General features: G+C 66.5%; 29 protein-coding genes and 1 tRNA gene. 11 read left to right on the top strand and 19 right to left on the bottom strand.

The genetic code is table 11. The features are described 5' to 3' along the window. Position 1 precedes the first annotated feature (1 nt). The 3 genes from ASE66_RS10340 to ASE66_RS33180 all read left to right on the top strand — a co-directional run bounded on the left by ASE66_RS10340 (position 2) and on the right by ASE66_RS33180 (position 2,531). Positions 2-964 carry a succinylglutamate desuccinylase/aspartoacylase family protein gene (locus ASE66_RS10340; protein WP_057189542.1) on the top strand — a complete coding sequence of 321 codons (963 nt, stop codon included), beginning with the start codon at positions 2-4 and terminating at the stop codon, positions 962-964. A 76-nt stretch (positions 965-1,040) separates the two neighbouring features. Then, on the top strand, positions 1,041-1,490 hold the full coding sequence (gene aroQ, locus ASE66_RS10335; RefSeq protein WP_057189541.1) for a type II 3-dehydroquinate dehydratase: 450 nt from the start codon (positions 1,041-1,043) through the stop codon (positions 1,488-1,490). Positions 1,491-1,784: 294 nt separating this feature from the next. Then, positions 1,785-2,531: an invasion associated locus B family protein gene (locus tag ASE66_RS33180; protein ID WP_244494860.1), complete on the top strand. Its 747-nt coding sequence runs from the start codon at positions 1,785-1,787 to the stop codon at positions 2,529-2,531. Between the two features lie 41 nt (positions 2,532-2,572). On the opposite strand, the gene ASE66_RS10325 is transcribed toward ASE66_RS33180, so the two are convergent. The 4 genes from ASE66_RS10325 to ASE66_RS10310 form a co-directional block, all read right to left on the bottom strand. Continuing rightward, entirely contained in the window at positions 2,573-3,475 is a 903-nt protein-coding gene (locus ASE66_RS10325) for a T6SS effector amidase Tae4 family protein (protein ID WP_057189539.1), read from the bottom strand. Positions 3,476-3,598: 123 nt separating this feature from the next. Continuing rightward, entirely contained in the window at positions 3,599-4,528 is a 930-nt protein-coding gene (locus tag ASE66_RS10320; protein WP_057189538.1) for a dihydrodipicolinate synthase family protein, read from the bottom strand. 24 nt (positions 4,529-4,552) lie between these two features. Further along, entirely contained in the window at positions 4,553-5,239 is a 687-nt protein-coding gene (locus ASE66_RS10315; RefSeq protein ID WP_057189537.1) for a fumarylacetoacetate hydrolase family protein, read from the bottom strand. Between the two features lie 257 nt (positions 5,240-5,496). Continuing rightward, on the bottom strand, positions 5,497-6,006 hold the full coding sequence (locus ASE66_RS10310) for an Lrp/AsnC family transcriptional regulator (protein WP_082613336.1): 510 nt from the start codon (positions 6,004-6,006) through the stop codon (positions 5,497-5,499). A 116-nt stretch (positions 6,007-6,122) separates the two neighbouring features. Here ASE66_RS10310 and ASE66_RS10305 point away from each other — a divergent pair, with 116 nt between their 5' ends. The 3 genes from ASE66_RS10305 to ASE66_RS10295 are packed head-to-tail and all read left to right on the top strand — an operon-like array spanning position 6,123 to position 8,660. Continuing rightward, on the top strand, positions 6,123-7,142 hold the full coding sequence (locus ASE66_RS10305) for an ABC transporter substrate-binding protein (protein ID WP_057189535.1): 1,020 nt from the start codon (positions 6,123-6,125) through the stop codon (positions 7,140-7,142). Positions 7,143-7,155: 13 nt separating this feature from the next. After that, the gene (locus ASE66_RS10300) at positions 7,156-7,908 is read left to right on the top strand and encodes an ABC transporter permease (protein ID WP_057189534.1); all 753 of its coding nucleotides are present in this window, start codon (positions 7,156-7,158) and stop codon (positions 7,906-7,908) included. After that, positions 7,884-8,660 (top strand): ABC transporter ATP-binding protein, encoded by a 777-nt coding sequence (locus ASE66_RS10295; protein WP_057189533.1) that lies wholly within the window; start codon positions 7,884-7,886, stop codon positions 8,658-8,660. The genes ASE66_RS10300 and ASE66_RS10295 overlap by 25 nt, the downstream gene beginning before the upstream one ends. A 43-nt stretch (positions 8,661-8,703) precedes the next feature. Here ASE66_RS10295 and ASE66_RS10290 read toward each other — a convergent pair whose 3' ends face one another. Together ASE66_RS10290 and ASE66_RS32035 are read right to left on the bottom strand one after the other, a co-directional pair. After that, complete coding sequence (locus ASE66_RS10290; RefSeq protein ID WP_057189532.1) at positions 8,704-9,702, bottom strand: alpha/beta hydrolase family protein; 999 nt, start codon at positions 9,700-9,702, stop codon at positions 8,704-8,706. Continuing rightward, the gene (locus ASE66_RS32035) at positions 9,635-9,871 is read right to left on the bottom strand and encodes a hypothetical protein (protein ID WP_156412094.1); all 237 of its coding nucleotides are present in this window, start codon (positions 9,869-9,871) and stop codon (positions 9,635-9,637) included. The genes ASE66_RS10290 and ASE66_RS32035 overlap by 68 nt, the downstream gene beginning before the upstream one ends. Before the next feature lie 196 nt (positions 9,872-10,067). Between ASE66_RS32035 and metZ the strand changes: the two genes are divergently transcribed. Together metZ and ASE66_RS10280 are read left to right on the top strand one after the other, a co-directional pair. Then, entirely contained in the window at positions 10,068-11,261 is a 1,194-nt protein-coding gene (metZ, locus tag ASE66_RS10285; RefSeq protein WP_057189886.1) for an O-succinylhomoserine sulfhydrylase, read from the top strand. Positions 11,262-11,341: 80 nt separating this feature from the next. Beyond that, positions 11,342-11,707: a hypothetical protein gene (locus ASE66_RS10280; protein WP_057189531.1), complete on the top strand. Its 366-nt coding sequence runs from the start codon at positions 11,342-11,344 to the stop codon at positions 11,705-11,707. Positions 11,708-11,827: 120 nt separating this feature from the next. On the opposite strand, the gene ASE66_RS10275 is transcribed toward ASE66_RS10280, so the two are convergent. The 5 genes from ASE66_RS10275 to fabA form a co-directional block, all read right to left on the bottom strand. After that, positions 11,828-12,073: a DUF2188 domain-containing protein gene (locus tag ASE66_RS10275; protein WP_057189530.1), complete on the bottom strand. Its 246-nt coding sequence runs from the start codon at positions 12,071-12,073 to the stop codon at positions 11,828-11,830. A 104-nt stretch (positions 12,074-12,177) separates the two neighbouring features. Then, positions 12,178-13,011 carry an enoyl-ACP reductase FabI gene (gene fabI, locus ASE66_RS10270; protein ID WP_057189529.1) on the bottom strand — a complete coding sequence of 278 codons (834 nt, stop codon included), beginning with the start codon at positions 13,009-13,011 and terminating at the stop codon, positions 12,178-12,180. A 97-nt stretch (positions 13,012-13,108) separates the two neighbouring features. Beyond that, on the bottom strand, positions 13,109-13,381 hold the full coding sequence (locus ASE66_RS10265) for a DUF3303 domain-containing protein (RefSeq protein ID WP_057189528.1): 273 nt from the start codon (positions 13,379-13,381) through the stop codon (positions 13,109-13,111). 147 nt (positions 13,382-13,528) lie between these two features. After that, positions 13,529-14,755: a beta-ketoacyl-ACP synthase I gene (gene fabB, locus ASE66_RS10260; RefSeq protein ID WP_057189885.1), complete on the bottom strand. Its 1,227-nt coding sequence runs from the start codon at positions 14,753-14,755 to the stop codon at positions 13,529-13,531. A 119-nt stretch (positions 14,756-14,874) separates the two neighbouring features. Continuing rightward, complete coding sequence (gene fabA, locus ASE66_RS10255; RefSeq protein WP_057189527.1) at positions 14,875-15,387, bottom strand: 3-hydroxyacyl-[acyl-carrier-protein] dehydratase FabA; 513 nt, start codon at positions 15,385-15,387, stop codon at positions 14,875-14,877. A 349-nt stretch (positions 15,388-15,736) separates the two neighbouring features. Here fabA and irr point away from each other — a divergent pair, with 349 nt between their 5' ends. Next, positions 15,737-16,216, top strand: coding sequence for a Fur family transcriptional regulator Irr (gene irr / locus ASE66_RS10250; protein WP_057189526.1), 480 nt, complete (start codon positions 15,737-15,739; stop codon positions 16,214-16,216). A 120-nt stretch (positions 16,217-16,336) separates the two neighbouring features. On the opposite strand, the gene ASE66_RS10245 is transcribed toward irr, so the two are convergent. Next, positions 16,337-16,873 (bottom strand): SH3 domain-containing protein, encoded by a 537-nt coding sequence (locus ASE66_RS10245; protein WP_057189525.1) that lies wholly within the window; start codon positions 16,871-16,873, stop codon positions 16,337-16,339. Between the two features lie 244 nt (positions 16,874-17,117). Here ASE66_RS10245 and ASE66_RS10240 point away from each other — a divergent pair, with 244 nt between their 5' ends. Further along, complete coding sequence (locus ASE66_RS10240; RefSeq protein WP_057189524.1) at positions 17,118-18,113, top strand: 2-hydroxyacid dehydrogenase; 996 nt, start codon at positions 17,118-17,120, stop codon at positions 18,111-18,113. Between the two features lie 125 nt (positions 18,114-18,238). Here ASE66_RS10240 and ASE66_RS10235 read toward each other — a convergent pair whose 3' ends face one another. After that, positions 18,239-19,240 (bottom strand): complex I NDUFA9 subunit family protein, encoded by a 1,002-nt coding sequence (locus tag ASE66_RS10235; RefSeq protein ID WP_057189523.1) that lies wholly within the window; start codon positions 19,238-19,240, stop codon positions 18,239-18,241. A 181-nt stretch (positions 19,241-19,421) separates the two neighbouring features. On the opposite strand from ASE66_RS10235, the gene ASE66_RS10230 reads away from it, so the two are divergent. Then, a tRNA-Leu gene (locus tag ASE66_RS10230) sits at positions 19,422-19,508 on the top strand. 228 nt (positions 19,509-19,736) lie between these two features. Here ASE66_RS10230 and ASE66_RS10225 read toward each other — a convergent pair. The 6 genes from ASE66_RS10225 to ASE66_RS10200 are packed head-to-tail and all read right to left on the bottom strand — an operon-like array spanning position 19,737 to position 26,534. Then, positions 19,737-20,381 carry a TetR/AcrR family transcriptional regulator gene (locus ASE66_RS10225; RefSeq protein WP_057189522.1) on the bottom strand — a complete coding sequence of 215 codons (645 nt, stop codon included), beginning with the start codon at positions 20,379-20,381 and terminating at the stop codon, positions 19,737-19,739. Between the two features lie 8 nt (positions 20,382-20,389). Beyond that, positions 20,390-21,571 (bottom strand): beta-ketothiolase BktB, encoded by a 1,182-nt coding sequence (gene bktB, locus ASE66_RS10220; protein WP_057189521.1) that lies wholly within the window; start codon positions 21,569-21,571, stop codon positions 20,390-20,392. A gap of 12 nt (positions 21,572-21,583) precedes the next feature. Next, positions 21,584-23,407, bottom strand: coding sequence for an AMP-dependent synthetase/ligase (locus tag ASE66_RS10215; protein WP_057189520.1), 1,824 nt, complete (start codon positions 23,405-23,407; stop codon positions 21,584-21,586). 11 nt (positions 23,408-23,418) lie between these two features. Beyond that, on the bottom strand, positions 23,419-24,228 hold the full coding sequence (locus tag ASE66_RS10210; RefSeq protein ID WP_057189519.1) for an ABC transporter ATP-binding protein: 810 nt from the start codon (positions 24,226-24,228) through the stop codon (positions 23,419-23,421). A gap of 30 nt (positions 24,229-24,258) precedes the next feature. Beyond that, a complete protein-coding gene (locus ASE66_RS10205; protein ID WP_057189518.1) occupies positions 24,259-25,440 on the bottom strand; it encodes an ABC transporter substrate-binding protein in 1,182 nt (393 codons plus the stop codon). A 53-nt stretch (positions 25,441-25,493) separates the two neighbouring features. Then, entirely contained in the window at positions 25,494-26,534 is a 1,041-nt protein-coding gene (locus ASE66_RS10200; RefSeq protein ID WP_057189517.1) for a branched-chain amino acid ABC transporter permease, read from the bottom strand. Positions 26,535-26,538 lie beyond the last annotated feature (4 nt).

The raw sequence follows: 26,538 nt of genomic DNA, 5'->3' as shown, positions 1-26,538 counted from the left end.
CGTGACCCTGACCGACCTCGACGACGGCCCGCTCGAAACCATCCGCTTCATCGGCCTGAAGCCCGGCCGGAAACTGATCGTCACCGGCGCCGTCCATGGCAACGAGCCTTGCGGGCCGACCGCGATCAGGCGCGCCATCGAGGAGTGCCGGGCGGGCAAGATCAAGATCCTGCGCGGCGAAGTCACCTTCCTGCCCGTGACCAACCCCAAGGCCTTCCGCCTGAAGACCCGCGAGGGCGACCGCAACTTCAACCGCGACCTGCGCGAGCGGCCGCTGTCCGGCGATTACGAGGACCGGATCGGCAACCCTGTGTGCGCGCTGCTGCGCCAGCACGATGCCCTGCTCGACATCCACTCCTTCCGGCAGGAGGGCGAACCCTTCGTCTTCTTCGGCCCCGGCAACAACCGCGGCGAGCTCGAACCCTTCGCCCGCGCCGAAGAGGAGCTGGCGCTCGCCGCATGCCTGGGCGTCTCGACCGCGATCCATGGCTGGCTCGACAACTATGCCCGGCTGCTCGATATCCGCGCCCGCCTGCCGGTGCCGAAGCTCAACGTCACCGAGGGCTACGGCACGACCGAGTTCATGCGCTTTTGCGGCGGCTATGCGGTGACGCTGGAATGCGGCACGCATGATGACCCCAAGGCCGCCGATATCGGCTATGCCGCGATCCGCAACACATTGGCGCAATTGCAATTGGTCGACGCGCCGCTACCACCCACCGCGCTCAGCGACGTGATCGAGATGGTCGAGGTCCTGCTCTGCGAGGCGGAAGGCGACGGCGCCGAAACCGGCTGGCGTACCGGCGATGCGGTCGAGGCCGGCGCCACGCTCGCCCACCGCGCCGATGGCAGCAAGGTGACGGCGCCCCGCGACGGCTACATCATCTTCCCGAACACCGCGCCCAAGCTCGGCGAGGCGATCTGCCATTTCGGCGTCGCGAGTGACCGGCGCATCGGCGGCTGAGCCTCATCCCCCGAAACTCGATCTTGCGCCGCGGCGGGATCGCGGCAACATGCCGCCGCGATCTCAGGAGCTTTCAATGTCCCGTCTCGTCTACGTTCTCAACGGCCCGAACCTGAACCTGCTCGGCAAGCGCCAGCCGCATATCTACGGCGCGGAGACCTTGGCCGATGTCGAGGACGCCTGCCGGGCGCTGGCAAAGGAGCTCGATCTCGAAATCCGCTTCCACCAGTCGAACCGCGAATACGAGATCATCGACTGGATCCATGAGGCGCGCGAGACCGCAACCGGCATCGTCATCAACCCCGGTGCCTTCACCCACACCTCGGTCGCGATCCTCGATGCGCTCAACGCCTTCGACGGCACGGTGATCGAGTGCCATATCTCGAACGTGCACAAGCGCGAGAGCTTCCGGCACCATTCCTACATGTCGCTGCGGGCCGACGGCGTCATCGCTGGTTTCGGCACGCAGGGCTATCTGCTCTCGCTGCGCCGGGTGGCCAAGCTCGCCGACGAGAAGAAGGCCTGAACCGCCTCGGCCCAAGCTCGCAGCATGGCGCCGGCCTGGCAGGCCGGCGCACCGGCCGGGCTCGGTTGAAGGTAAGCAAGCGGCCGCTGCCAGTCCGGAGCGGACTCAAAGCTCCGCGGCCATACCGTCAATCGAGCAATAGGCTTTTTGTTTACAATAACTCAAAACAATACAGGGACAGTCTTTCTGCGACACAGAGGCTGATCTTCTGTCACGACAACTTGCTTGCCTCATGCGAATGCCTTAACCGCATCTCGACCGCGCCGACCGGCTGCTGCAACGAGAGCCTCTGACGTGACTAAAGCAAGCCTACTCCTCGGTACCGCCCTGCTCGCTGGATGGATCATCCTGCCGGCCGCCTCAGCCCTCGCCCAGGCCGAAGCGCCCGCGACCGAGCAAGCCGAGGATGCGGAGCCGGCACCGCGCGCGCCGGCTGCACGCCCTGCTCCCGCGGCACGTCCTGCCCCTGCGGCGCGTCCGGCAACGGCGAATCCGCCAGCCCGCCCGGCCAGCCCTCCGGCGCGCCCCGCAACCGCGCAGGCTCCGGCCGCTGCCTCGAACGTGAGCCAGCCCGCCGCCGCGGCTGCGCAACTGCCGAACGGCGCCTCGTCGGTCAACGAGGTCTATGGCGACTGGACGGTCGATTGCCGTATCACCGACGGCCAGAAGCTCTGCCTGCTGACGCAATCGCAGGGCGACAGCCGCACCAATCAGCGTGTCTTCGCCATCGAACTGCGGGCGCCGAAGGATGGCCGCGCCGAGGGCACGATCCTGATGCCGTTCGGGCTCAAGCTCGAGAACGGCGCCGTGCTCAAGCTCGACCAGAAGGATCTCGGCCAGGGCCTGCGCTTCTCGACCTGCGTGCCGAGCGGCTGCCTGCTGCCGATTTCCTTCCCGACCGTCGCGACCGACGCGATGAAGAGCGGCAAGACGCTGACCGCGGCCGCGCTCAATTTGTCGAACAACGACGTGGTCTCGTTCAACATCGCGCTGAGCGGCTTCGGTCCGGCGCTTGACCGGCTGGCGCAGCTGGCGAATTGACCGCCTGCGAGTCGTCGCCGGGAGCAGCGCCGGTCCAGCCTCTACTCCGGCCGGCGGCGGGCATAGAGCTCGCCATAATTGTTCGAGCGGCCGTTCATGTCGGTCTCGCTGGTCCAGTTGAGGCGGGTGAACTTCTCGACCGTCGCCGGCGTCTTGCCGATCTTGGCCCAGCTGATGATCGGGCCATGAACCGTGTCGTCCATCACCGCCTTGCCGACATTGGACGGCGTCTTGGGCGCCGGGGCGCCGCGCGAGGCGACCTTGCTCTTGATGTAGGTGACGCGGCCCGACCCGGCGAAATGGTAATAATAGTAGTTCCCGTCATAGACCTCCCACCAGCCGAGCAGCCAGCCGGGGAGCGCACTCCCGCCCGTCGCGGTGCCGTCATTCACCTCCCAGAACCAGTAGGGAAAAGCGCTGGCGCCGCTGGTGAATCGTGAGTCCATGGCCTGCAGCCATTTCTCGCCGTCCCAGAGTTCGACATGGGCGCTGCCCATCACCAGGATGCCGCGCTTGCCCTTGATCGACGACATGTCACCCTTGGGAACCGCATCCGTCCGGCCGTACTGCCAGTCGAGCCAGTCGTGCAATTCGTCGACCGACAGGATCATGTACTGTCCCATCAGATAGGTGTTCTGACGCAGCTTGGCGCCATTCTGCGGCACTGTATCGCTGGTGCTGTTCAGCCCCAGGCTGAGCTGCATCACGCAGGACGTATTCTTGCCCTTGAGCGCCTTCTTGCCCTTGTCGGGGTCGATGCCAGCAGCCCTGTTTTGCTGCTCGATCAGCTCGTTGTTCTTTTTGATCTCGTCGTTGTCTTTCTCGACCTGATCATTCCACTGCTTGAGCTGGGTCGTGATCTCGCCCGGTAACTCCTTCGGATCGTAAGTCTTGTAGCCGGCTCTCAACTGGTCCCAACTCAGCGGAATCTTGGCGTAGGCCATCGCACGCCTCCTGGTAAGAACCGGAGAACGATAGAGCATCGCCTGGCGATTTGGCAGTGATTTCGCGGCCTCTGCGGCACCCGAAAAACCGTCCCGGTGCCGCCGCCTGTTTATTCGCCGCGGTCAGATCCCGGCGCGCGGGTCGCGCTTCGCCAGGCGCCCGAGCAGGTAGTCGACCTCGGCCTTCGCCGTCGCGGTCAGGCCCGGACCCGGCTTGCGCTGGGCGTCATGGGCAAGGATGCCGCGCTTCATCATCACGTATTTGCGCACGGCGAGGCCGACGCCCTGCTGCTGCTCGTAGCGCAGCAGCGGCAGATGCGCGTCGAAGATATCGTGCGCGTCGTCGCGGCGGCCGGCCTTGCTCGCCTTGACCACGTCGATCAGCAATTCCGGGAAGGCGTAGCCGGTATTGGCGCCGTCGACACCGCGCTCCATCTCGAAATCGAGGAAGAGCCCACCATTGCCGGTCAGGATGGCGACGCGCCTGAGTGAGCCCTCGGCCTCGAACTTGCGCAGCGTCGAGATCTTCTCGAGGCCCGGCCAGTCCTCGTGCTTCAGCATCACGCAGGACGGATTGTCCTGGATGATCTTGCGGATCACCGAAGGCGTCATCACCACCGAGAGCGTCAGCGGATAATCCTGGATGACGAAGGGGATGTCGGTGCCGATCGCCTCGACGGCCTGCGCGTAATAACTGGTGATCTGGTCGTCGGTGCGCAGATTGGTCGGCGGAGCGATCATCACGCCGCCAGCGCCCAATTCCATCACCTGCCGCGCCAGCGAGCGCATCGCCGCAAAGCCCGGCGCCGAGACGCCGACGATGATCGGCTTGCCGCCCATCTTGGCGGCCGCGCGCTTGACCAGGCCGATCGATTCCTCCGGCTCGAGCTTGGGCGCCTCGCCCATGAGGCCGAGCACGGTGACGCCATCAGAGCCGATGCCGGCATAGAACTCGAAAAGCCGGTCGGCCGAGGTCCAGTCGACGCTGCCGTCCGGATTGAACGGGGTCGGCGCGATCGGGAAGACGCCGGAGGCTTCGGTGGTCAGACGCATGGTATTCTCCTTAAGCCGGCCAGTTCAGACGATCTTGGCGCGGACAGTGCCGACACCCGCGATCGTGCCTTCGAGCAGATCGCCCTTGACCACGGCCGCGACGCCTTCTGGCGTGCCCGTCATGATCAGATCGCCCGGCGCCAGCGTGACGAAATTGGACAGATACGCGATCGTCTCCGGCACGTTCCAGATCATCTTGGCGAGATCGGAGCTCTGGCGAACGGTGCCGTTGACCTTGAGCTCGATCAGCCCCTTGTCGGGATGGCCGGCCTTGGCAGCCGGGACAAGCTCGCCGATCGGGGCCGACGAGTCGAAGCCCTTGCCCATGTCCCAGGGCTTGCCAGCCTTCTTGGCGGCGCCCTGCAGGTCGCGACGGGTCATGTCGAAGCCGGCGGCGTAGCCGAAGACGTGCGAAAGCGCGTCGGCCTCGGCGATGTCCTTGCCGCCCTTCCCGATCGCGACGACAAGTTCCATCTCATGGTGCAAATCGGCGGTCTTCGGCGGATAGGGCATGTCGGCGCCGCCGGTCAGCACCGCGTCGGACGGCTTGGTGAAGAAGAACGGCTCCTCGCGATCGGGGTCACCGCCCATCTCGCGGGTGTGCTCGGCATAGTTTCGGCCGACGCAGAAGATGCGGCGCACCGGGAACGAGCCACCGCCAGCCACCGGGATGGCGGCAACCTTCGGCGGATCGATGACATAGCTGGACATGGCGGCGCCCCGTTCGAGAAATGCGGGAGCGTTCATGCGGGAGCGGGGCGGCTTCGGCAAGGGGCGTCACGGGTGGGACCGGCTTGCGCCGCCGGAATTCCCGACGTCCCCTTACCCGCCCTCATCCTGAGGAGCGATCGCAGATCGCGTCTCGAAGGATGCTTCAGGAGGTTCCGGAAACAACTGGAGCATCCTTCGAGACAGCCGCTGACGCGGCCTCCTCAGGATGAGGTCGAGGATGAGGCCGGAGAGAATGCCTACGAAGCCTTCGGCAGGTCCGGCACCTTGTAGGCGGTCGTCGCCTTGATCCGCTCCATGGCGAAGCGCGAGGTGACGTTCTTGAGCGGAATCGTCTCGATCAGCTTCTTGTAGAAGGTGTCATAGGCGGCCATGTCGGCCACGACGACACGCAGCATGTAATCGACGTCGCCGGCCATGCGGTAGAACTCCATCACCTCCGGCATCGCCGCGGCACTCTGGGCGAACTTCTCCAGCCAGGGGCCGGAATGGTCGGCCGTCTCGATCTGGACGAAGACGGTGAGGCCGAGCCCGATCTTCTCAGGCGCGACCAGCGCGACGCGCTTGATGATCACGCCGGTCTGTTCAAGCCGCTGGATGCGCTTCCAGCACGGCGTCTGTGACAGCCCCACACGATCGGCGAGCTCCGCGATCGAGATATTGGCGTCAGCCTGCAGCACGGTCAGAATCTTGCGGTCGATGGCGTCCATCTCTCGATCCATGTCGGTAGAGAAAAAACCCTTTGCCATACCGTGACAATGGAGAATTTTCTTCTTTTTGAGGGGCGATACTTGTCTTTAGATAGAAAATCCTTTTATCAAACGTCAATAGGTTTGATATCACGCGCCATCTGGGGAATTAGATCATGGACCGCCGCCAGTTCCTGCTCGCCGGCTCGTCGCTCGCTGCAGCGCTGCCCTTTGCCAGTGCTCGCGCCCAGGAAGCTGTCCCCGCCCGCATCGGCTACATCCCGATCATCGGCACCGCCCCGATCTTCGTCGCCAATGGCGAGGGCTGGCTGAAGCAGGCCGGCATCACGCCGACATTCACGGTGTTCGAATCCGGCCCCAACATGATCCAGGCGCTCGCCTCGGGCACGATCGACCTCTATGTCGCCGGCGTCGCCCCGCTCGCCGTCGCTCGCTCGCGCGGTGTCGACATCCGCGTCGTCGCCTCGACCGCGACCGGCGAGAACGTCTTCGTCGCCGCTCCCGCCCTGGCGAAGTTCTTCACCACCGGAACGAGCGCGGCCGCCGCCTTCAAGGCGCACAAGGCCGCGACCGGCAAGCCGGCGCGCCTCGCCACCCAGCCGGCCGGCTCGGTGCCCAATACCGTGCTGCAATACTGGCTCTGGGAGGTCGCCAAGGCCGACAAGGCCGATGTCGAGGTGGTGCCGATGGGCATCGACGCGACGCAGCAGGCGGTGCTCGCCGGCGCCGTCGAGGGCGCGATCGTCCGCGAGCCGGCGCTGACCATCATCCAGACCCGCAATCCCGGCATCAAGCTGATCGCCGGCGGCGAGGACGTCTTCCCCGGCCAGCCCGGCACGGTGGTTGCCGTCTCCGGCGCCTTCGTCACCAAGAATCCCGACGCGGTGCAGAAGCTCGTCTCCGGCCTGGTCAAGGCGGCCGATGTGCTGATCAAGACGCCTGCCAAGGCCGCGCCCCATGTCGGCGCCGCGCTCGGCAAGGGCATCGTCGACCCCGCTCTGATCGAGAAGGCGCTGACCTCGCCGGCGACCCACTTCGAGATCGACCCGCGCAAGATCATCGAGCCGGCGCGCGCCATGCAGGCCTACCAGGTCAAGCTCGGCTCGCTCGAAAAGGAACTTCCGTTCGACGGCCTGTTCGAGACGCAGTATTACGAGCGCGCCATCAAGGGCTGACGGGGCTACAGATTTGCGTTCGCTGCGGGCTCCGGCCCTTGCCCTGACGGGCCTCGTCGCCTTCCTCCTTCTGTGGGAGGCGATCCCCTATTTCGGCCTGGTCAACCCAGCCTTCCTGCCAGGGCCGAGCGCCCTGCCGAGCGCCTTCCTGCGCGAGGTCAAGTCCGGCGCCTGGCTCTCGGCGATCATGGGCTCGCTCGGCCATTACTTCATCGGCCTCTTCACCGGCGCGGGCCTCGGCGTCGCGCTCGGCGTGCTTACCGGCATGTCGAAGATCGCCGAGGAGACGACCGCCTGGGTGGTCCGTTTGCTGCGGCCCATTCCGGGCCTCGCCTGGGTGCCATTCGCGATCATCTGGTTCGGGGTCAATCCGCAGGCGGCGGTGTTCATCATCGCGATCGGCGTGTTCTGGATCGTCTTCTTCGCGGCGCAGGGCGCGATCCGCGGCGTCGATCGCGATCTGATCGAGGTCGCCGACGCCTTCGGCTTCCGCTCGCCGGTCCAGCGCCTCACCAAGATCCTGCTCCCGGCGGCGATGCCGGGCATCCTCATCGGCGTGCGCACCGCGCTGGGCCAGGCCTGGATGGCGGTGGTCGCGGCCGAGATCTTCGGTGTCGCCGGCGTCGGCCAGCGCATGATGCAGGCGTCCAGCCTGCTCGCGACCGACCTCGTCGTCATCTACATGCTGACCATGGCGGCGCTCTACGGCCTGCTCGACACGCTGTTCGTCGCCTTCCAGGGATGGGTGCTGCGTTGGAAAGCGTGATCGACATCAAGGAGCTGTCGCTCACCTTCACCCGCGACGGCGAAGCGACCGAGGTGCTGCACAAGCTGAACTTGTCGGTGGCACGCGGCGAGTTCCTCGCCATCGTCGGCCCCTCCGGCGTCGGCAAGTCGACCCTGCTGCGCGTTATCGCCGGCCTTGCTCGGCCGAGCGGCGGCGAGGTCGTGATCAACGCTAGGGATAACACCCGCCGGCCTGTCGCGCTGGTCTTCCAGGATTCGCGGCTGCTGCCCTGGCGCAAGGTGATCGCCAATGTCGGCTTCGGCCTCGAAGGCCAGACGCCACGCACTGAGCGCCTCGCCAAGGCGCAGGAGACGCTCGATCTCGTCGGCCTCGGCCAGCTCGCGCAGCGCTGGCCGCACCAGCTTTCCGGCGGCCAGCGCCAGCGCGTCTCGCTGGCGCGGGCGCTGGCGGTCGAGCCTGAAATCCTGCTGATGGACGAGCCGTTCTCGGCGCTCGACGCGCTGACCCGCGAAACCCTGCAGGACGAGTTGATCCGCGTCTGGCAGCGCACCGGCAAGACCGTGCTGTTCGTCACCCACGACATCGACGAGGCCGCCTATCTCGCCGACCGGGTCGTGGTGCTCTCGGGCGCGCCCGGCCAGATCATCGCCGAGCACAAGATCTCGGCAGCCCATCCGCGCCGGCGCGGAGCCGAGGCCGAGGCCGAGATCGTACGAGCCGTGCGCGTCGATCTCGGAGCGGACATCGTCAGCGATGGCGCGGCGATCTGAACGTCTTCAGAGGCTGCGAAGATCGGCCCCCTCCAAGCCGACGTTACTCGGCAGGTTGCGCGCTCAATCCTTCCAGCGCCGCCCTGATGGCGCCGACCTGCTCCCCGCGAGCGATCAGCTCGGCGGCGCGCCGGCCATGGCGCGCAAGCGCGTGGTGGTTCTTGTCTGTGGCGGACAGGATGATGTGTTGCGGCTCGAAGCCGGCAGCCTGCAGGCGACGCACATAGGTCCGTTGGCTCGGATACGGCACGACCCGGTCCCGAGGATCGGACAGGACGAGGATCAGTGGCTTGGGGTCGCGGCGAATGCCGTCGAGGTGATCGATCGGATCGTACAGCGCGGCGCTGGCGCTTTGGACCGTGCGCCGCTTGTTCCAATGGTCGGTCACCTCGCGCACGGACAGCAAGGCTGACGACAGGACCACGGCCGAGACGTCACGCCGCCGGTTGAGCAGGGACGCGGCGATGTGGCCGCCTCCCGATTGCCCGACCAGGATGAATGCCGACACGCGATGGCGCCGCTTGATCGCATCGAGCGTGCGCTCCAGCAGCATGACCTCGCGCGGTTCGCGGCGCTGATCGTGATCGCCGGACGAGCCGAACATGCCGGGGCGAGCGACGAAGATCGCCGGGACGCCCGCCCGCTCCGACCAGCGCGCCATGTCGCGCTCGATCCGCTCCGGTGACTGTCGCTCATATCCCGCCCCGACAAAGCGGACGCCCTCTTTCGTCTTCAGGAGCACATCGCCGCTGAAATACACGAGGACTGTCGGATTATCCGCCGCGCTCAAGCCCTGCGCATAGCTGCGCAGGCAATCACCCTTGCGGTCGACCTCGATCCAGAAGCCTCCGGGAACGCCGGCGCAATGCGCGGGTGAACTGAATGAGCCGTGCAGTGCCTCATAAGGCTCGAAGCGCTCGCCCGCGCGCGGAACCGCAAGCTCTTTCGGCGCAGCCAGCGGCAGCTCCAGCCTTTCAGCGAAAGCGCTCGGCGCGAGGGCTGCCAGAACGGCGACGATCGACCAGCGAAGAAACTGCTTCATGGCCCTGGCTTCGGATCAGCGCTCGAAACCCCAAGCCGACGACGATCGATAAGACCGTCCCGGCCCTCCACATCAAGGCCGCCGCGGCGACGATGGCCGTGACCAGATTGATCAGGACCTGATCCTTCAGGCCGAACAGCGAGCACCACCACGAGATGAAGCGCTTCAATCATGGCCTCCCGTTCGATCCAGCAACGATCACCCATGGGGCGCCAGTTGTGGCTGACCTCAACTACCAATCAAAGGTTGCCAATGCGTTGGCGACGCCCACCGTACGCTACGCAGAAAATTCGTTCGCCTTTACGAACGCAATCGACGGTGATATTCCCTTTGTCCGTTATAACGAACGGATCGGATGGCTGGCCATGACCATCGAAGCGGCAGACACAACAGCGCTCCACCCCGAAACCCGGCTGGTCCATGCCGGCACGCTGCGCTCGCAGTTCGGCGAGACCTCGGAGGCGCTGTTCCTGACGCAGGGCCATGTCTACGACAGCGCCGAGCAGAGCGAGGGCCGCTTCCTCAACACCGACCCCGGTTTCCAGTACGGGCGCCTCTCCAATCCCACCGTCTCCATGCTGGAGCAGCGCATGGCCGCCTTCGAGGGAGCCGAGGCCTGCCGCGCCACCGCGACCGGCATGGCCGCCGTCACCGCCGCCGTGATGGCGCCGGTGCGGGCTGGCGACCATGTCGTCGCGGCGCGCGCGCTGTTCGGTTCCTGTCGCTACGTCATCGAGGATCACCTGCCGCGCTACGGCGTCGAGTCGACGCTGGTCGACGGCACCGACCTAGCCGCCTGGCGCGCTGCGATCAGGCCGAACACCAAGCTCTTCTTCCTGGAGAGCCCGGCGAACCCGACGCTGGAGGTGATCGACATCGCCGCCGTCGCCGCGATCGCCAAGGAGGCCGGCGTCCTCCTCGTGGTCGACAATGTCTTCGCGACGCCGCTGTTCCAGCGCCCGCTCGAGCTCGGCGCCGATCTCGTCGCCTACTCCGCCACCAAGCACATCGACGGCCAGGGCCGCTGCCTCGGCGGGCTGATCCTCGGCGCGAAGGAGCTGATCGAGGGCGATATCCAGACCTATCTGCGCCAGACCGGCCCGGTGCTGTCGCCCTTCAACGCCTGGGTGATGCTGAAAGCCCTGGAGACGCTGCCCCTGCGCGTCCGCCAGCAGGCCCAGAACGCCACGGCCGTGGCCCAATGGCTGAAGAGCCGCAAGGACCTGCCGCATGTCGCCTTCATCGGCGACCCCGACCATCCGCAGGCGAAGATCATCGCCAAACAGATGAGCGGGCCCTCGACGCTGATCGCCTTCGAGGTCGCAGGCGGCAAGGAAGGCGCCTTCCGCTTCCTCAACAAGCTCACATTGATCCGCATCTCCAACAATCTCGGCGACGCCAAGAGCCTGATCGTGCATCCGGCGACGACGACGCATCAGCGCTTCACGCCGGAGGTGCGCGCCAGCATGGGCGTTGGCGACGGGCTGATCCGTCTCTCGATCGGGTTGGAGCATCCTGACGACCTGATCGCAGACCTGAAGCAGGCGCTGGGCGGCTGATCGCGGCCACAGGCGCCAGCAGCCGGGATTGAACCCGACAGGCCCGTCCGCGTTGAACCTCGGCAACAACCGAGGTTCACATGCTCCAGAAGATCGCCTGCACGACTGCGCTACTCGCTTTTCTCGCCGCCCCGGCGCTCGCCCAGAACGCCTCGCCGGCCTCCCCCGCGCCGGTCGAGAAGCCAGCCTCGCCCGAGCTCTCCGCCTGCAAGGCGACGGCGATGGCGGCGCTGACGGCGCGCGAACCCGAGATCAAGGACATCTTCATCGACGAGGACGGGCTGACGATCGCCGTGGCGGAGACCAAGGTCGAGGACACGCCGGTGACGCGCATCATCATGGGCGAGGCCTATCTGAAGACCGACAAATCCGACAAGCCGCGCCGCTTCCTCTGCCTCATCGGCGACAAGGGCAAGGTGCTGCTGACCTTCTTCACGCAGCGCTAGCCGGCCCGGGCACGTCATGCTCGGGCTTGCCCCGAGCATCTCGGGCCGAAGGAGGCTCCGGTAGCGCCTTCCCGTCACGAGATTCTCGGGTCTGCGCTTCGCTGCGCCCGAGGATGACACTCAGCCGCCGTCGACAATCCTGGTGCTCGGCCGGTCACGGCCATCGGCCAGCTCTTCATGCCATTCGCCCTTGGCGTCCTGGTAGACGATACCGTCGGTGACACCTGGCCGCTTCTGGCGGGCGGCGGCCTTGTTGGCCGCCTTCAGCGCCGCATCATGCGAGCGAAAGGTCTCGGACAGGGCGTCGCCGACCTTGTAGGCCCAGCCGCCATCGTGCTGGACGATCTCGTACTTCACCATGACCATGAGCGTCCTCCATGGCTCACTGATCGAACCGACGGCATACGCCCAAGGTTCCACCGGAGAGGAGAATAGCCTTGCCATGCGAGCGGCGGAAGGGCTTGGTCGACTTAGTCGCCGTTGCCGGTATCGGCGGCGCGCAGCCCGTCCAGCACCGGCATCGAGGTGATGTGATAGCCGGCATCGATATGGTGGATGTCGCCGGTGACGCCGCCGGACAGATCCGAGAGATAATACAGGGCCGAGCCGCCGATATCGTCCAGCGTCACCGATTTGCGCAGCGGCGAGTTGGCGCGTTGCCAGGAATACATGGCGCGCGCGTCTGAGATGCCGGCGCCGGCGAGGGTGCGCACCGGTCCGGGCGAGAGCGCGTTGACGCGGATGCCCTTCGGCCCGTAATCGGCGGCGAGATAACGCATGCTCGCTTCCAGCGCCGCCTTGGCGACACCCATGACGTTGTAGTTCGGCATCACGCGGGTCGAGCCGCTATAGGTCAGCGTGATCATGCTGCCGCCCTGCGGCATGCGCTCGGCGGCACGCTTCGCAGCTTCGGTGAACGAGAAGCACGAGATCACCATGGTCCGCGAGAAATTCTCGCGGGTGGTGTCGGCATAGAGCCCCTTGAGCTCGTTCTTGTCGGAGAAGCCGATGGCGTGGATCAGGAAGTCGAGCGTGTTGCGCTCGGGATCCCCACCCCAGGCCTCGTCGATCGCGGCGAAGGCGGCGTCAACCGTCGAAACGTCCTCGACGTCGCAGGGGATCACCAGCTTCGAGCCGATGCTTTCGGCGAGCGGCTTGACGCGCTTGCCCAGCGCCTCGCCCTGATAGGTGAAGGCCATCTCGGCGCCGTGCGCATGCAGGGTCCGGGCAATGCCCCAGGCGATCGAGTTCTGGTTGGCCACGCCCATGACGAGGCCGCGCTTGTTCTGCATCAAGGGGAGCATGAGCCTGTCTCGGCGGATTTCCGGAACTCGGAAAGGGATGGGAATTCTATGGCGTGGTTAGAAGCACTCTCCAACCATTAAGCGGCAGACCCGCTCGCTACAAATGCTTCCTCACGGCCTCGGCCGTATCCTTCGAGCTCGCCAGCGGCACGATCTCGAAGCGGGCGAGGTCGCCCCAGGCCAGCACCCATTCCTGCAGCTTGGTGACGTCGTCGCACTGCATCACCTGGAAGCAGCGGGCGAAATCGGCGGAGATCCAGCTGTCGATATAGGTGAGGCCCTCGGGCATCATCCGGCCGTGCTTGTGGTAGCGGGTGTAGATCTCCTTCACCCGCGCCTGGTCGAAATGCTCGATCACCATGAAGAGCATGGAAGAGAGACCTTCCGAGAATTCGCCAGCGTGAGTCGGCTGGCGCGGTTGCCGAGAACCGGAGCGGAACGGACTTTTTGGTCCGTGAGCACCGGAAGCGCAGGCGACCGTGTCAGACGGCCACGCTGGTAGAATTATCGAAGTCTCTCAGGCTTCGAGACGCTTCATCACGATCGTCGCGTTGGTGCCGCCGAAGCCGAAGGAGTTCGAGAGCACGCAGCCGAGGCCGGCCTTGTCGATGCGCTTGCGCACGATCGGCATGTCGGCGAAGGCGGGATCGAGCTCCTCGATATGGGCGCTCTCGCAGATGAAATCGTTGTTGAGCATCAGCAGCGAATAGATCGCCTCCTGCACGCCGGTGGCGCCGAGCGAATGGCCAGTCAGCGACTTCGTCGCCGAGATCGGCGGGCTCTTCTCGCCGGCGCCGAAGACGGCGCGGATCGCCTCGATTTCCTTGGCATCGCCGACTGGGGTCGAGGTGCCGTGCGGATTGATGTAGTCGACCTTGGCCTTCACGTCCTGCAGCGCCATGCGCATGCAGCGCTCGGCACCCTCGCCGGAGGGAGCGACCATGTCGTAGCCGTCCGAGGTGGCGCCATAGCCGACGATCTCGCCATAGATCCGGGCGCCGCGGGCTTTGGCGTGCTCGAGCTCCTCCAGCACCACGACGCCGGCGCCGCCGGCGATGACGAAGCCGTCGCGCTTCGCGTCATAGGCGCGCGATGCGACGGCAGGCGTCTCGTTGAAGTCGGAAGACATCGCGCCCATCGCGTCGAACAGCACGGAGAGCGTCCAGTCGAGTTCCTCGCAGCCGCCGGCGAAGATCACGTCCTGCTTGCCCCACTGGATCAGCTCATAGGCGTTGCCGATGCAATGGTTCGAGGTCGCGCAGGCCGAGGAGATCGAATAGTTGACGCCCTTGATCTTGAACCAGGTCGCAAGCGTCGCAGAGGCGGTCGAGGACATGCCCTTGGGCACCGCGAACGGGCCGACCTTCTTGGACGAGCCGCTCTCGCGCGCCTTGTCATAGGCGTCGATCAGGGCGCGGGTCGACGGGCCGCCGGAGCCCATGATGATGCCGGTGCGCTCATGGCTGATTTCTTTTTCCTCGAGCCCGGCGTCGCGGATGGCCTGCTCCATCGCGACCTGGTTCCAGGCCGAACCGCCGCCATGGAAACGCATGGCGCGGCGGTCGAGCACCGTCGAAGGATCAAGCGAGGGCACCCCGGCGACGCGGCTGCGGAAGCCGTGCTCGGCAAAGTCGGGCACGAAGGAGATGCCGGACTTGGCCTCATGCAGGGAGGACAGCACTTCCTGCGTATTGTTGCCGATGGATGAGACGATGCCCATCCCGGTGACCACAACGCGTCTCATGCTCATTTCTCCGGCTGTTCCGTCGCGTGCCGGGACGGATATCTCCGGCTCGCTGTCCTAGTCGTACCGCGCAAATGGACCGCGGCGAGGGCCGACGCAAGGCGGCCCTGCGATTTTGCTCAGGCCGCTTCCGGCTTGAACAAGCCGACACGCATGTCACTGACCGTATAAATCCGCTTGCCGTCGGCCTCGAGCCAGCCATCGGCGATGCCGAGCACGAGCTTCGATTTGAAGACGCGCTTGAACTCGACGCCGTAGACCACCTGTTTGACGGTCGGCAGAACCTGGTCGGCGAACTTGACCTCGCCGACACCGAGCGCCCGGCCACGGCCCGGCAGGCCGAGCCAGCCGAGGAAGAAGCCGGTGAGCTGCCAGAGCGCGTCGAGCCCGAGGCAGCCCGGCATCACCGGATCGCCCTTGAAATGGCAGTCGAAGAACCAGAGGTCGGGCCTGACGTCGAACTCGGCGCGAACGAAGCCCTTACCGTTAGGGCCACCAGTCTCGGAGATTTCGGCGATCCGGTCGAACATCAGCATCGGCGGCAGCGGCAGCTGCGCATTGCCCGGCCCGAAGAGCTCACCGCGCCCGCAAGCGAGGATCTCTTCGTAGCTGAATGACGATTGCCGCTCCATATCCGACTTCACTCCCCTTCGCCCGCCATGATCCGGCGGCCATCTCCCGATGCAATGTGCCTAACACGGTGTCGCTGCGGAACGAAAGGGCGCGAGCGCGGCTAGGCCGTGGATGATCGGCCGACGAGGCTGCGCCAGCCCTCGACGAGCGCAACCGCGGCGACGATCAGCAGCGCTGCCCATGCCACGGCCGCTGCCTGCAGCGACAGCCAGCCCACCATAGGCGCCGAACTATGTCACTGCGATGATCGCGCCGAGGATCGCCCGCAGCGCCGCAATGCTTGCGGCTAAGCACCCAAGGCCTTACATCGAATCTAAACGGCGGTGTCCCAAGTGCAGGGACGGATTCATGGAGTCGACGCAAGGCATGGACGGCCTGACGCAGGACCAGGGCTACGGATCGAACGCGCGGCAGGGCTGCCCCTTCCACGACGTACGCCAGAAGCTACGCCGGGTGGGCCTGCGGCCGACACGCCAGCGCGTCTCGCTCGGCTGGCTGCTGTTCGCCAAGGGCGACCGGCATGTCAGCGCCGAGATGCTCTATGAAGAGGCGATGAAGGCGCGCGTGCCAGTCTCGCTCGCGACGGTCTATAATACGCTGCACCAATTTACACAGGCGGGCCTGCTGCGCGAGCTCGCCATCGACGGCGCCAAGACCTTCTTCGATACCGACAACAGCGACCATCACCATTTCGTGGTCGATGGCGAGGACAAGGTCATCGACATCCCGGCCGCGGCGGTCGACGTCGCCGAGCTGCCGCCTCCGCCCGAGGGCTACGAGATCAGCCGGGTCGACGTCGTTGTCAGGCTGCGCAAGATCGCCGACTGAAGCGTCTTGCGGCGAACGCACGCGTTCTTGCGGCCGCTCGACAATCCTCTAAGCCCGCATCCTTCGGGACGCGCCTGCGGCGCTCCTCACCATGTGGGCTTTGGTTCTTCGAACAGCCTCTTACTGCACGGTCTCGTTGGGATAGACGCCCCAGAGCCGATCCTGCTTGATGTAGCCGGACATCTTGCTGACCGTGACGCGGCACCAGGCGTTCTGGCAGGACTGCACATTGGCGATGACGCCGGGCTCGAGCGTCGCGACCAGCGTCGCGCTTTCAGTGGCGGTCTCGCGCAGGGCGAAGGTCTCGCTCTTGTTCTTCGACCAGGGCGAAACCAGCACCGTGCGGCGCCCCGAGAGCAGGCTGTGCAGCACCCAGCCTTCGGTGCCATCGGCGTCGCGGACCCGCCGCCAGGTCTCGAATTCGGCGGTGATCTCGACCGGCAGCCCGGCGCGCTGGAACACCCAGCTGGTGCGGTGCTCCTTCGAGGGCCCCTCGCGCAGATTGACCCGGTCGGACTTCAGGCTGACATAGCGCGGCAACGGCAGGCCGGAGACCGGCCCGTTCGCGACCTCCTGGGCAACGCTCTGCGTCGCCAGCAGGGCGAGGCCCGCCGCAACCACGAGCCCGAGCGCTCCGCGCATCCTCTGAACCGTCATCAACCTCACTCCTCGGCCTGCCTTGAATCCGGCGCGCTCGCGCCGAAGGGTCAGGTTGTGTTCCGCCGCAACGCTGCTAGACAACGAGACGGCTGCCGACCGTCGGAACGGCCCGACTCAATTCCTGATGCGCCTCGGTTAATGGGGGGTTGAGGCGGAATGGCGACATTGCGGCCACTGGTCGCGCCCGGCCGGGCGCGGCGCCGGCAATATCGGTGCCTGAGGGGCCTTTAAGGAGCCGCCCATGTCGAAGAAGAAGCCCCTGGTCGTCGTCACGCGCAAGCTGCCCGCCGTGGTCGAGACACGCATGCGCGAGCTCTTCGACGCCCGCCTCAATCTCGACGACACGCCGATGAGCCAGGCCGCCCTCGCCGAGGCGATGAAGACCGCCGACGTGCTGGTCCCGACCGTGACCGACAAGATCGACGCCGCCCTGATCGCCCAGGCCGGCGAGCAACTGCGCCTGATCGCCAATTTCGGCAACGGCGTCGATAATATCGACGTCGCCAGCGCGGTGCAGCGCGGCATCACCGTGACCAACACGCCGGGCGTGCTGACCGACGACACCGCCGACATGACGATGGCCCTGATCCTCGCCGTCGCCAGGCGCATCGCCGAGGGCGCCCGCATCATCACCGACGATGAATGGGCCGGCTGGTCGCCGAACTGGATGCTCGGCCGCCGCATCACCGGCAAGCGCCTCGGCATCGTCGGCATGGGCCGGATCGGCCAGGCGCTGGCCAGGCGCGCCGCCGCCTTCGGCCTGTCGATCCACTACCACAACCGCCGCCGGCTTGATTCGCGCATCGAGGAGGCGCTCGACGCGACCTATTGGGATTCGCTCGACCAGATGCTGGCGCGGATGGACGTCGTCTCGGTCAACTGCCCGCACACGCCGGCGACTTACCATCTGCTCTCGGCCCGCCGGCTCAAGCTGATGAAGCCCGATGCCATCCTGGTGAACACGGCGCGCGGCGAGATCGTCGACGAATCGGCGCTGTCGCGCATGCTAGAGGCCGGCGAACTCGCCGGCGCCGGCCTCGATGTGTTCGAGCACGAGCCGGCGGTCAATCCGCGCCTGCTCAAGCTCGCCCGCCAGCACCGCGTCGTGGTGCTGCCGCATATGGGCTCGGCCACCCATGAAGGCCGCGCCGACATGGGCGAGAAGGTCATCGTCAACATCAAGACCTTCATGGACGGGCACAAGCCGCCGGACCGCGTCCTGCCCAGCATGCTTTGAAGCGGTTTCGGGCAGCCTTCGGAGCATACCGCCGAAGGCCTTCGACGCGCGAAACGCCGCGTTTTCGGTAACCTTGGCTATTGCAGTCCGGTGCGCAGCCGCGCTGTACGGCTGATCCGTGGCGCTCAGCTGGCGCGGGCGGTCGCGAACTGTCCGGCCTTGCGGAAGCGCCAGAGATAGCCGGGCACCTCGGCCTCGGCCGAGACCGGTGCGATGCCGAGCCCGTGCAGGGTCCGGCCTTCCTTCTCGGCCGTCGCGGAGACGATGTTGTCGCTCTCGAGCAGGCTGACCTGGTCACGCGTCAGGATGAGTTCGTTCGGCATGAGGCCGAGCGTCAGCATGTCGGCGATCTCGAGAACCTGGCCCTGCAGGCGGGCGAGGCCGAACGGCATCGGCGCGATCGGGCACTTGCGGCCCGTGACCTCGCAGACATAGTCGACCAGCTCCCGCAGCGTCTTCACCTGCGGGCCGCCGAGCTCATAGACCTTGCCGCCTTCGACCTTGCCGTCGACGACACGCGCGATCGCCTCGGCGACGTCGCCGACGAAGACCGGCTGGAATTTCGTCTCGGCGCCGGCGAGCGGCAGCACCGGCAGCATGCGTACCAGCGAGGCGAAGCGGTTGAAGAAGGTGTCCTCCGGACCGAACATCACCGAGGGGCGCAGCACGACCGCCTGCTTGACCAATGCGTGGACCGCCGCCTCGCCCTCGGCCTTGCTACGGGCATAGGTTGATTTCGAATCAGCGCTGGCGCCGAGCGCCGAGACCTGGATCAGCCGGTCGACGCCGAACTGCGCGCACGCCTGCGCCACGGTGCGCGCGCCCTGCCCCTGCACCGAGGAGAAATTCTGCCGGCCCTTCTCCCGCATGATGCCGACGAGGTTGATCACCGCGTCAGCGCCCTGCACGGCGGCTGCGACCGAATCGGGATAGCGCAGATTGGCCTGCACTGCAGTGACCTGGCCGACGATGCCGAGCGGCTGCAGGAAGCCGGCGAGATCCGGGCGTCGCACGGCGGCGCGCACGCGATAGCCGCGCCGTGCCAGCGCCCGCACGACATGCCGCCCGAGGAAGCCCGAGCCGCCGAAAACCGTGACGAGTTGCGAAGCGGGAGGCAGGACCGTCATGATGACGCGAAGCTCCGTTTGGAAGCGCTGAAAACTGGCTCTATTGTGCCTGTCCTAGTTCATCGCAGCGCGGCTGTGAAGGCGGCGCGACGCCGCCCGCCCCGCGGCCGATACACTATTGTCAAAAAGCCGGCTTCGCCCGTTGACAGTCGCGTTCAACCCCCGTAAACGAACCGCCGTTGCCCAGGTGGCGGAATTGGTAGACGCACCAGCTTCAGGTGCTGGCGCTCGCAAGGGCGTGGAGGTTCGAGTCCTCTCCTGGGCACCACTCAGCTACCAGAGTGGTGGTTTGTCAGCACCTTAGCTGATATCGAGAGTTTACGTGATGTCCGGCTTCGCGCTGCGGCTTCACAGCATCGCCCTTTCGATGCTCCGGCTTATTCACCAATATGACCGGCTTCTGCTACCTCGACATCAAGGCCCCCAGAGGCCCTCGCCGCGCGCGCTTTCGGCCAGACGGTGACACTGCCGGTCGGCAATGGCCGGGTCACCTCGATCATTCGCGACGGGGGGCTGATTCAAGGCCGTTTGCCCCGATGCCGTTGACGAAGAGCCCGATCGTCTCTCGGGCGATGTGATCGACGGAGAGCGGCCCGGCCGGGTCGTGCCAGCGGGCGATCCAGCTCAGCGCGCCGGCGGCCGCGAAGGCGAGCAACTTGGGGTCGCAGGAGCGGATCGAGCCGTCGGCGATGCCCGCTTCGATCAACCCGCGAAAGCGCTTGTCGATCTTGCCCTTGAGGGCGCGCAATTCCTTGCGCGTCTCGGCCGGCAGCGGGTCTTCGCCGACGAGGATCAGGCAGCGCCCGAAATCCTCGGTGACGATATGGGCATATTCGGTCCAGAGCACGATCAGCCGGGCGAGGCCGCTGCCGCCGCTGCGCCTGGCCTCGGCCGAGGCAGCAGCGGCATCGAGCCGCTCCAGCCCGATGCGCACGCATTCGAACAGGATCTCGTCCTTGCTGCGGACATAGTGATAGATCGTCGGCTTGGTGACGTTCAGCCGCTCGGCGACGTCGTCGAGCGACGTCCGGTGGAAGCCCTGCTCGGCGAAGGCCTGCGCCGCGACGCGCAGCACCGCCTCGCGCTTGAGGGCTCGCTCGCGCTCGCGCTCAGCCGGCGTCTTCCAGAGAGCTGTCGCCATCGCCTGGCTCAGGCCCGCTCGATCGCGAGCGCGATACCCTGGCCACCACCGATGCACATCGTCACCAGCCCGTAGCGACCGCCGGTGCGCTTCAGCTCATAGGCCGCCTTCAGGGTGATGATCGCACCGGTCGCGCCGACCGGATGGCCGAGCGCGATGGCGCCGCCATTGGGATTGACCTTGGCCGGGTCGAAGCCGAGTTCCTTGGCGACCGCGCAGGCCTGGGCGGCGAAGGCCTCGTTCGACTCGATCACGTCGAAATCGGCGAGCGAGAGCCCGGTGCGCTTGAGCAGCGCCTGCACCGCCGGCACCGGGCCGATGCCCATCACCCCCGGCTCGACGCCGGCATGGGCATAGCCGACGATCCGCGCCAGGATCGGCTTGCCCTCGCGGCCGGCGCGGCCTTCCTCCATCAGCACCATCGCGGCGGCGCCGTCATTGATGCCCGAGGCGTTGCCGGGCGTGACCGTGCCATCCTTCTTGAAGGTCGGGCGCAGGCCCTTGAGCGACTCCGCCGTGGTGCCGGGCTTGGGATGCTCGTCGGTGTCGAAGCTGATCGTGTCGCGGCCCTTGCGCGCCTCGACCGGCAGGATCTGGTCGCGGAAGCGGCCGGCGGCGATCGCATCGGCGGCGCGGCGCTGGCTCTCGGCGGCGAAGGCGTCCTGCGCCTCGCGGTCGATGCCGTAGCGCTCGGCGACGTTCTCGGCGGTGATGCCCATGATGCCGTTGCCGAACGGGTCGGTCAGGATGCCGGTCAGGTGGTCGGACGCGACCGTATCGCCCATGCGCTGGCCGAAGCGGGCGGTCGACAAGAGGTGCGGCGCGCGGCTCATCGTCTCGGCGCCGCCGGCGACAGCGGTATCGCAATCGCCGAGCATGATCGCCTGGGCAGCGGAGATGATCGCCTGGACGCCGGAGCCGCAGAGCCGGTTCAGCGTCAGCGCCGGGACCTCGACCGGGATGCCGGCTTCGATCGCCGCGACACGCGCGAGATAGGCGTCCTTCGATTCGGTCAGGATGACGTTGCCGAACACGACATGCCCGACCTCGGCGGCCGGCAGCTCGGCGCGGCGCAGCGCCTCGCCGACGCAAGCTGCGCCGAGTGCGGTCGGCGCATGGCCGGCAAGCGCTCCGCCGAAGGTTCCGATCGCGGTGCGTACGCCCGCGGTGATGACGACATGTCGGCTCATGAGATTGCTCCTTCAGACTGGCTCGGCTTGCCGCTCGGGCTTGTACAGGGCCTCGATCTCGGCGGCGTATTTCTGGGCGATGTTTGACCGGCGTACCTTCATCGTCGCGGTGACCTCGTCATCGTCATGGTCGAGCTCCTTGACGAGAAGGTGGAAGCGCTTGAGCTGCGCCACCGGCGCGAGCTGGGTGTTCGCTCGCTCGATCTCGGCGGCGACCAGCTCGCGTACGCGCTCATGCTCGGCGAGGCTACGGAAATGGGTGAAGGGGAGGCGGTTCTCCTCGGCCCATTTGCCGACGGTCTCGGCGTCGATCTGGATCAGGGCGGAGGGATAGCGGCGGCCATCGGCGACGACGATGCATTCCTTGATGAAGGCACTGCCCTTCACCGTGTTCTCGATCTCGGACGGGCTGAGGTTCTTGCCGCCGGCGGTGATCATGATGTCCTTCAGCCGGTCGACGATCCGGACCTGCTCGCCCTCGATCACGGCGACGTCGCCGGTGTGGAGCCAGCCGTCGCGCAGCACGCCTTCCGTCGCCTCGGGATTGCGGAAATAGCCCTCGAAGACGATGTCGCCGCGCACCAGCAATTCGCCCTGCTCGCCGAGCTTGGCCTGCGCGCCCGCAACCGCCTCGCCGACCGCGCCGGGGATGAGGTGCTCGAGGCGCTGGCCGGTCGCCATCCCGGAGGTCTCGGTCAGCCCGTAGACCTCGACGAGGGGCACGCCGAGCGTGCGGAAGAATTGGACGATGCGCGGCGGGATCGGCGCCGCGCCGGTGAGCGCGACCTTGGCCTTGCGCAGGCCGATGAAATTCTGCAGCGGGCGGAAGATGACGAGGTGATAGAACAGCGCCAGCGCCCGCTCGCGCAGGCTTCGCGCGGCTCTCGGCTTGGTGGCGAACGGCTCGCAGGCGGCAAGGCCGGCCTCGAACAGGCGCCGGCGCCAGCCGCCCGCTTCCATCAGCTTGATGTGGATCGAGGCGTGCAGCTTCTCCCAGATGCGGGGGACGCCGAGGAAGAGCGTCGGCGCGATCTCGCGCAGGTCTTCCTGCACGGTCCGGATCGACTCGCCGAAGGAGACGCAGGAGCCGGCATAGATCGGCGCCATCGTGCTCAGCATCTGCTCGGCGACATGGCAGAGCGGCAGATAGGACAGGTTGGTCGTCGTGGCGTCATAGCCGAGCCGCTCGACCACGCCGGCCGCCTGCGCGCGCATGTTGCGATAGCTCAGCATCGCGCCCTTGGGCTTGCCGGTCGAGCCGGAGGTGTAGACCATCAGGCCGATATCGGCCTGCGTCTGGGCGGCGAGGCAGGCCTCGACCAGCCCGGGATGCTCGGTCTCATGCTGCGCGCCAAGCCGCAGCACCTCGGCGAAGGCGACGACCAGCTCGGAGGCGTAGCCCCGCAGGCCCTTGGGGTCGATCACCACGATGCGCTTCAGTTGCGGCAGCTCCGCCAGCCGCTCCAGCACCTTGTCGGTCTGCTCCTGGTCCTCGCAGACGACGATCTCGACCTGCGCATGGCCGAGCACATAGGCGACCTCATTGGCCGGGCTCGTCGCGTAGACCCCGACCGCAACGGCGCTGACCATGCCGGCGCCGAGCTGCGCGACGACCCATTCGGCCCGGTTCTCGGAGAGGATGCCGACATGGCCGCCTTCGCCTAAGCCGAGCGCGCGCAGGCCGAGGCCGAAATGGCGGGCGCGCCGGTCGTACTCTCCCCAGCTGATCGGCAGCCAGATGCCGAAATCCTTCTGCCTGAGCGCGATACGCTCCGGCATCGTCCGCGCATTCTCGCGCAGCATCTGCGGCAAGGTGAGATTAGGGAGCTCGCGCATCGTCGCCCCCCTCACGAAAGCCAGCGCTTGCGGCGCTTGTAATGCTTGATGTCGCGATAGCTGCGCTCGCCTCCGGCGCCGCCGAGGCCGAGATAGAATTCGCGCACGTCTTGGTCACGCATCAGCTTCTCGACCGGCCCGTCGATCACGACCTTGCCCATTTCGAGGATGTAGCCGTAGCTCGCCACCGCGAAGGCGACGGCGGCATTCTGCTCGACCAGCAGCATCGAGACTTTCTGCTCGGCGTTGATGCGGGCGATGATCGAAAAGATCTCCTCGACCAGCTTGGGCGCGAGGCCGAGCGAGGGTTCGTCGAGCAGGATCAGCGAGGGCCTAGCGATCAGCGCCCGCCCGATCGCCAGCATCTGCTGCTCGCCGCCGGAGAGATAGCCGGCGAGCCCCTTCCGGCGCTCGTGCAGGCGGGGAAAGTAGCCGTAGACCAGGTCGAAATCGGCGGCGGGCAGCTTGCGCCCGGTCAGGGCGAAGGTCGCGGCGGTAAGGTTCTCTTCGACGGTCAGGTCCTCGAAGATGCGCCGCCCTTCCATGACGTGGAACAGGCCGCGCCGGACAAGCCCGTGCGGGGTCAGGCTGGCGATGTCGTCGCCGCGGAAGCGGATGGCGCCGGCGGTGACGTCGCCATCCTCGAGCGAGAGCAGGTTCGACACCGCCTTCAGCAGCGTCGACTTGCCGGCGCCGTTCGAGCCGAGGAGGGCGACGATCTCGCCCTCCGGCACTTGCAGCGACAGCCCGCGCAGCACCTGCACGGTCCGGTTATAGACCACCTCGACATTGTTGACGTCGAGCACCGCGGGACCGGCCATGACCTCTAGCCCTTCATCCGGCAGCCGCGGCTACAGCTTGATCCAGTCGGAGGCCGGCTGCATCTGCTTGGCCTTGGCGTCGAAGCGATAGATGCGGCCGACCGGCACGGAATTGCCGGGGATCGAGATCGGCACGCCGAACAGGCCGCCGGTGTCGAAATCCTTGATGCTGTTGAGCCCGGCCTTGAGGTTGACGCCGGTGAGCTCCTTGCCGGCATCGAGCGTGCGCTTCACCGCCTCCGCCATCAGCATGGCGGTGACGAAGCCCTGCATGTAGCCGGTCGACTGATACTCCGGCCGCATCTGCCGGATCTTCTCCAGCATCGGCGCCGTGCCTTCCTTGTCGTAATAATAGCGGTACGGCATCACGCCCATGAAGCCGTCGGCTGAATCGCCCATGCGCTGCACGGTCGAGTTGTCCATGGTCCAGAACGTGCCCATGAACTGGCTCTTCATGCCCATCTGCTTGGCCTGCGCCACGAATTCGGGGATCGGCGCAAGCACATAGCCGTGGAAGATCGTGAAGTCGGGATTGGCGCGGCGCAGCTTCAGCACCTCCGTGGAGACGTCGACGCTGCCGGGCGGCGTCACGATCTTCTCGACCACGTTGAGCTTCAGCTCCTTGGCGACGGCCTCGCTCGGCACGATCGGATCGCGCCCGAACTCGCTGTCGGAATAGACGAAGGCGACGCGCGCGCCCGGCTTCTCCTTGGCGATGTAGCGCAGCAGGATGCCGAACATCTCGGTGTAGTCGGGCCCGGCCATGAACTGCAGCGGGAACTTCTTGGGGTCGTTGAGCTCGGTCGCGAAGGAGGCGCCGGCCATGATCATGCTGCCGCGCCGGTCGAGCTCGGGGTTGATCGTCTTCGAGAAGCCGGTCGAGTCGCCATAGTAGAGCGAGACCTTCTCCTGGCTGGTGATCTTGTTGAAGGCGGCGACCGAGGCGTCGACCTTGTAGGCGGTGTCCTCGGCGACGTATTTGATCTTGCGGCCCTTGATGCCGCCGCCATCGTTCAGGATCTTGAGATAGTCCTGGATGCCGGCATGGATGCCGACGCCGGCGAAGGCGAAGACGCCGGTCAGCGGGATCGAGCCGCCGAGCACGATATCGCCGCTATCCTGCGCCGCGAGCGGCCTGATGCCGAGCGCCAGTCCGGCGAGCGCCGCCGTGCCGGCCAGGAACTGGCGCTTGTCGAGTTTCATATTCGTCATCTCATCCTCCCTAGGGTTGGCTGCTCTTGACGGCAGCCGTTTCAGCGAAGTGCTCAGGTCCTGAACGGCCAGAGATGGAAGAAGCGCCGCAGCCGCCGCCAGATTTCGGCGAGGCCGCGCGGCTCGAAGATCAGGAAGCCGACGATCAGGCCGCCGAAGACGATGGTGCGGACCGGCGCCAGCGCCGCGAGCGCATCCGGATAGATCGGCGTCGCCCAGTTCGCGACAAACTTCAGCAGCTCCGGCACCAGCGTCATGAAGACCGCGCCGAGGATGCCGCCGAGGATCGTGCCCATGCCGCCGACGATGATCGCGGCGAGATAGAAGATCGAATTGACCAGCGGGAAGCTCTCGGGCGTGACGACGCGGAAGAAATAGGCCCAGAGCCCGCCGGCGAGGCCGGCATAGAAGGACGAGATCGCAAAGCTCGTCAGCTTGTAGCGCAGCAGGGGAATGCCGAGAACCTCGGCCGAGATGTCGCGGTCGCGGATCGCGATGAAGGCGCGCCCGATCCTCGTGCGCAGCAGGTTGGCCGCTCCGAGCACCATCAGGCAGGTCACCGGCATGATCAGCCAGTAGAGCGAAAACGGCTGGTCGAGCGTCAGCCCGAACAGGCGTGCCGGCGGCATCGACAGGCCGCGCGACTCGCCGGTCAAGCTCCAGTGCGCGAACAGGAAATGCAGGATGACCGAGGCCGCGATCGTCGCGATGGCGAGATAGAGCCCCTTCACCTTGAGGCTGGGGATGCCGACGAGGATGCCGATCATCGCGGCGAGGCTGGCGCCGACCAGCAGGTTAATAAGGAAGGGCGTGCCGAGCCGGATCTCCAGCACCGCCACGGTATAGGCGCCAACGCTCATGAAGGCGGCCTGGCCGAGGCTGACGAGGCCGGTATAGCCGGTGAGCAGGTTGAGGCCCGTCGCGCTCGCGACATTGATCGCGCAGAGGCAGGCGAGGAAGAGCCAATAGGGGCTGGCGGCGAAGGGGAAGGCGATCGCGCAAAGCGCGAGCAGCCCCAGCAGCATGCGTTGCGTCGGCGTGTCGAACAGCGCCTCGTCGGCGGCGTAGCTGGTCTTGAGCGTGCCGATCCGCATGGCG

The sequence above is a fragment of the Allobosea sp. Root483D1 genome (assembly GCF_001429505.1).
GTDB lineage: Bacteria > Pseudomonadota > Alphaproteobacteria > Rhizobiales > Beijerinckiaceae > Allobosea.
The sequence above is the reverse complement of the archived record's forward strand: the minus strand, read 5'-3'. Positions and strand labels throughout refer to the sequence as shown.